4 protein-coding genes and 1 pseudogene are annotated in these 5,965 nt (G+C 72.9%); all 5 read right to left on the reverse strand.

Annotation, left to right across the window (positions count from 1 at the left end; genetic code table 11):
* Nucleotides 1-589, reverse strand: a 589-nt coding sequence (locus IG74_RS52605; RefSeq protein ID WP_420710058.1) for a SpnB-like Rossmann fold domain-containing protein, incomplete at its 3' end; no start/stop codon positions are given.
* Between the two features lie 490 nt (nucleotides 590-1,079).
* Nucleotides 1,080-3,392, reverse strand: a pseudogene (locus IG74_RS53050) (type I polyketide synthase); the annotation flags it as partial.
* Complete coding sequence (locus IG74_RS54040) at nucleotides 3,334-4,671, reverse strand: beta-ketoacyl reductase (protein ID WP_420710059.1); 1,338 nt, start codon at nucleotides 4,669-4,671, stop codon at nucleotides 3,334-3,336. The gene IG74_RS54040 and the pseudogene IG74_RS53050, both read right to left, overlap by 59 nt.
* On the reverse strand, nucleotides 4,559-5,185 hold the full coding sequence (locus tag IG74_RS54975) for a polyketide synthase dehydratase domain-containing protein (protein WP_199818990.1): 627 nt from the start codon (nucleotides 5,183-5,185) through the stop codon (nucleotides 4,559-4,561). The genes IG74_RS54040 and IG74_RS54975 overlap by 113 nt, the downstream gene beginning before the upstream one ends.
* Nucleotides 5,148-5,965, reverse strand: an 818-nt coding sequence (locus IG74_RS53060) for an acyltransferase domain-containing protein (RefSeq protein WP_199818991.1), incomplete at its 5' end; no start/stop codon positions are given. The genes IG74_RS53060 and IG74_RS54975, both read right to left, overlap by 38 nt.

The raw sequence follows: 5,965 nt of genomic DNA on the forward strand, positions 1-5,965 counted from the left end.
GACTGGCGAGCACCAGGCCCCGCACCCCGTGCCGGACGACCAGATGCCGAGCCACCAGAGCGCCCAGCGACCCGCCACCCGAGACCAACACAGTGCCCTTCGGCCCGAACACCATCGGACTCTCCGGTACTTGATCAGCGACGCGAGCCAGCCTCGGCACGGACAGTGTCGTGCCGCGGAGCGCGATCTGAGGCTCGCCGGTGGCGAGGACGGCGCCCAGTACCGTGTCCAGTACGGAGCCCGCTTCGTCGTCGGAGGCCGGGTCGAGGTCCAGCAGGACGATCCGGTCCGGGTGCTCGGACTGTGCCGCACGCACCAGACCCCACACCGCGGCCGCCGCCGGATCCGTCACCCCACCCTCACCCGCAGGCACCGCACCCCGCGTCACCACCACAAGGCGCGACTCCTCAAGCCCGGCCCCGGCCAGCCATCCCTGGACGACCTCAAGGACCTGAGAGGTCAGGGCGAGTACCGCATCCTCACCACCCACACCGCCGAAGGCCTCCAGAACCGCCGCCATCGGCACGGCCGCCCCAGCCGCCACCTCCTCCGCCAGCGTCGCCACCTCATCGGCGGCGATCACCGACATCCACGACAGCGCGGAACCCGCCCCTTGGGCCGGGGGCAGCTCCGTCCAGTCCACGTGGAACAGCGCTTGGGCGGCCGTCGCCGCTCCCAACTGGTCCGCCGACACCGGCCGGGACACCAGCGAGTCCATCGTGACCACCAGGCCACCGGCCTCGTCCGCCGCCTCGACCGACAGCGCGTCCGGAACCAGTACCAGCCCTTACGCCGTCCGGCCGTGCCGCTGCCGAGAGGAGGCCGGTGGCGTGCCGCGTCCACGCGTCGGCTTCATCGCCCGCGTCCTCGCGCTGGGAGTACACCTCCACGCGGCAGCCGCACCACCGCACCCAGCAGGGGGTGTTCGGCCCCCGCAAGGCCCAGTGACGCCGCGTCGGTGGCTTGTGCGCCCGGCTTGAGCCAGTAGTGCTGATGGTCGAAGGCGTACGTCGGCAGCGCCACGCGCCCCGACGCGGTCCCCGTGGGCACGATCGCGGACCAGTCCACGTCGGCTGAACCAGTACGGGGTGGGCGCTGACCTCCACGAACACACCGTGGCCCTGGGAGAGCAGGTCGGCCACGGCCGGGCCGAACCGCACCTGTCCGCGCAGGTTGCGGTACCAGTACCGGCCGTCCAGGACCCCGGCGTCCTCCACCCAACTGCCCGTGACGGTCGAGTAGAACGGCACCACCGGGGCCTTCGCGCTCACCCCGGCCAGAGCTTCGGCCAGGGTGTCGCGGATGTCCTCGACATGCCGTGTGTGGGAGGCGTAGTCCACGGCCACCCGGCGGGTGCGGACACCGTCACTGGACAGGGCCTCCAGGACCTCGTCCAAGGCCTGGGCATCACCCGCGACCACCACGGAAGAAGGCCCGTTCACGGCCGCGACCTCGACCCGCTCGGCCCAGGGCTCCAGACGCCCGGCCGCCTCCTCCTCACTCAGCGCCACCGACGCCATGCCGCCCCGTCCGGCCAGCCGCGCCGCGATCGCCTGACTCCGCAACGCCACCACCCGCACCGCATCCTCAAGCGACAACGCACCCGCCACACAAGCCGCCGCAATCTCACCCTGCGAGTGCCCAAGAACCGCATCAGGGATCACACCCGCAGACGCCCAGACCGCCGCCAACCCCACCATCACCGCGAAGCTCGCGGGCTGCACCACATCCACCCGCTCAAGCAGCGCGGGCTCGACCTCACCCCGTAGTACGTCGACGAGCGACCAGTCCACCAACGGCTCCAGCGTCGCAGCACACTCCCCCACCCGCTCGGCGAACACCGGGGAGGTGTCAAGGAGTTCACGGCCCATCCCCACCCACTGCGAACCCTGCCCCGGGAACACCCACACCACCTTCCCCGGCACACCCCCGCTCCCGGACACCAGGTTCAGATCACTCTCGCCCCGCGCCAGCGCCCGCAACCCGGCCAGCGCCTCGTCCTCCGAACCCGCCACCACCACGGCACGCTCGCCGAACACCCCACGACCCGACACCAGCGCCCCGGCGATGTCCGCCAGTGAGGCACCACCCGCGTCCGACTCCACGTACGACGCGAGGCGACCGGCCTGACCCGCCAGCGAACCCTGGCTGCGCGCCGACACCACCAGCGGCACCGCACCCACCGAAGCCGCCTCTTCCGTGACCGGGGCCTCGGGTGCCTCCTCCAGGATCAGATGGGCGTTCGTGCCGCTCACGCCGAACGACGACACGCCCGCCCGGCGCGGACGGCCGTTCCGTGGCCAGTCCCTGGCCTCGGTCAGCAGTTCCACCGCGCCCTCCGACCAGTCGACCTGGTTCGAGGGCTCGCGCACGTGCAGGGTGGGCGGCATGACGCCGTGGCGCAGCGCCTGCACCATCTTGATGACACTGGCCACGCCTGCGGCGGCCTGGGCGTGGCCGATGTTGGACTTCAACGAGCCGAGCCAGAGCGGCTGTTGCGGGTCCCGGTCCTGTCCGTACGTCGCCAGGAGCGCCTGGGCCTCGATCGGGTCACCCAAGGCCGTGCCGGTGCCGTGGCCTTCGACGACGTCCACGTCGGCGGGGGTGAGTCGTGCCGTGTCGAGGGCCTTGCGGATCACGCGCTGCTGTGACGGGCCGTTGGGGGCGGTGAGGCCGTTGGAGGCGCCGTCCTGGTTGACTGCGCTGCCGCGCAGGACCGCGAGCACCTGGTGTCCGTGCTCCCGCGCCGCCGAGAGGCGCTCAAGGAGTACGACGCCGACGCCCTCGGCGAGGCCCATGCCGTCCGCGCCGTCCGCGAACGCCTTGCACCGCCCGTCGTCGGCCAGGCCCCGCTGCCGGGAGAAGGCCATGAAGGCCCCGGGCGTGGCCATGACCATCGCGCCACCGGCGAGGGCCATCGAGCACTCGCCCTGCCGCAGCGCCTGCGCGGCCAGGTGCATCGCCACGAGCGAGGACGAGCAGGCGGTGTCGACCGACACAGCCGGGCCCTCGAAGCCGAACACGTACGACACCCGGCCCGACGCCACGCTGCCCGCGAGCCCCGTGCCCGCGAAGCCTTCCACTTCCGGGGCGACCACGCCGGTGCCGTAGCCCTGGCTGGCCACGCCGGTGAAGACCCCGACGTCGGTGCCCTTCAGCGAACCCGGGTCGATCCCGGCCGCCTCCAGGGCCTCCCAGGACGTTTCGAGGAGCAGCCGCTGCTGCGGGTCCATCGCCATCGCCTCGCGCGGCGAGATGCCGAAGAACCCCGCGTCGAAGAGCCCCGCCCCACGCAGGAATCCACCCTGCCGCGTGTACGACGTACCGGCGTGATCAGGATCCGGGTCGAACAGACCCTCCAGGTCCCAGCCCCGGTCGTCCGGGAAATCGGAGCACGACCGCGGCCTCGGCGCGGACCAGGTCCACGAGGAAGGCCTCCTGTTCGGCCGCCGCGAGCCCGGCGACGCGGGCGGAAAGGCGCCGGTGCCCGTCGCCTGTGTCCGCCGCCCGCGCCGGTTGCCGGCCCGCTCGTACGAGGCCGCGCAGCAGAGGGGGAACTCCCCCGCCGGACGCCGTGTCGGCGCGCAGTCCGCGCAGGTCCAGCTTGATGGGCACCAGCAGTGACTGCCCGGACCCCGCGGCGGCGTCGAAGAGGGCCATGCCCTCGGCCGCCGCGATCGCCCGCACGCCGCCGCGGCTCGCCCGCGCCCGGTCGACGCTGCTGAGGCGGGCGGCCATGCCGAGGCTCTCCTCCCAGAGGCCCCACGCCAGCGACAGGCCAGGCAGACCGGCCGCCCGGCGGCTGGCCATCAGGCCGTCGAGGAAGGCGTTGGCCGCGGCGTAGCTGCCCTGGCCCGCGCCGCCGGACAGGCCCGCGACGGACGAGAACACGATGAACGCGTCGAGGTCCAGGTCGCGCGTCAGCTCGTCGAGGTGCCGCACCGCGTCCACCTTCGGCGCGAACACCCGCTCCAGGCGCTCCGGGGACAGCGCCGCGATCAGCCCGTCGTCGAAGACGCCCGCCGTGTGGACGACACCCGTGAGCCGGTGCTCCTGCGGTACGGCCGCAAGGAGCGCCTTCACCTGATCACGATCGGACACGTCGCAGGCCACGGCCGATACGGTCGCGCCCTGTTCGGTGAGCTCCGCGATGACCTCCGGCACACCCTCGGCGTCGGTGCCGCTCCGGCTGGCGAGCAACAGGCTCCGCACTCCGTGCCGGGTGACGAGATGCCGGGCCACCAAGGCGCCGAGCGATCCGGCGCCCGAGATCAGGACGGTGCCCTCCGGCCCGAACACCGCGGGGCCGTCCGTGACATGACCGGCGACGCGGCCGAGCCGGGGCAGCAAGAGCGCGCCTCCGCGCACCGCGACCTGGGGCTCTCCGCAGGCCAGGACCGCACCCAGTACCGCGTCCGGAGACGTGTCCGGAGTTGTGTCCGGAGCCGTGTCCGCCGTGGGGTCGGTGTCGAGGAGGACGATCCGGTCCGGGTTCTCGGACTGGGCGGCCCGCACCAGACCCCACACGGCGGCCGCCGCCGGATCCGTGACCATGTCCTCACCACCGGCGGCGACCGCACCCCGCGTCACCACCACCAGCCGCGACTCCTCGAGGGCGGCCTCGGCCAGCCACGCCTGGAGGACCGCCAGCACCTGGGACGTCAGGGTCAGTACCGCGTCTTCCTCGTCGCCTCCGAGGGCTTCCATGACGGCCACCGCCGGCCCGTTGCCGGGCAGGAGCGCCACGTCGTCGGGGGTGGTGACCGGTGCCCACAACGGGGACGGCTCCGGCTCTTGCGACACCTCGGCCCACTCCACTTGGAACAGCGAGTGAGCGGCCGTCGCCGCCCCCAACTGGTCCGCCGACACCGGCCGGGACACCAGCGAGTCCATCGTGACCACCAGGCCACCGGCCTCGTCCGCCGCCTCGACCGACAGCGCGTCCGGAGAACGCCGGGCCGTAGCCGTATCCGCGCTCGGCCAGCGCTTCGTAGAAGTCCCCCACCTCGACCGGCTGCGCGCCGCGCGGCGGCCAGGCGGTGAAGTCCACACTGCTGCCGCCACCGCCGCTACTGCCGCCACTGCTGCCGTCCGGCCGTGCCGCTGCCGAGAGGAGGCCGGTGGCGTGCCGCGTCCACGCGTCGGCTTCATCGCCCGCGTCCTCGCGCTGGGAGTACACCTCCACCGCCGACCCGGTGATCGGCCAGCCAGGCGTGCGTGCGCAGCGACAGGCGCGAGGTGAAGACAAGGCCGTCGGACTGCGGCAGCCGCACCACCGCACCCAGCAGCGGATGATCCGCCGCCGCCTGCCCCAGCGACGCCGCGTCGGTGGCCGACGCTCCCTGCTTGAGCCAGTAGTGCCGGTGGTCGAAGGCGTACGTCGGCAACTCCACGCGCGCGGTATCACCCCCGGCCCCGCCGGGCAGCACGGCCGCCCAGTCGACCGCCACGCCCCGTACGAACAGCTCCGCCATCGACATCAGCAGCCGCCGCAAGCCCCCTTCGTCGCGGCGCAGCGAGCCCGTCACCACGGCGTCGGCACCGCTCTCGTCCACAGCCTCGCTGACGGGCTGAACCAGTACGGGGTGGGCGCTGACCTCCACGAACACGCCGTGGCCCTGCGCCAGCAGATCGGCCACGGCCGGGCCGAAGCCCACCTGACCACGCAGATTGCGGTACCAGTACCCGCCGTCCAACACCCCCGCGTCCTCCACCCAACTGCCCGTGACGGTCGAGTAGAACGGCACGGCCGGAGCCTGCGCACTCACCCCGGCCAGAGCTTCGGCGAGGGTGTCCTCGATGTCCTCGACATGCCGGGTGTGGGAGGCGTAGTCCACGGCCACGCGCCGCACTCGTACGCCGTCATCGGAGAGCACTTGCAGGACCTCGTCCAAGGCTTCGGCATCACCAGCAATCACCACGGAGGAAGGCCCGTTCACGGCCGCGACCTCGACCCGCTCGGCCC

The organism is Streptomyces sp. NRRL B-1347, assembly GCF_000720325.1.
Lineage (GTDB): Bacteria > Actinomycetota > Actinomycetes > Streptomycetales > Streptomycetaceae > Streptomyces.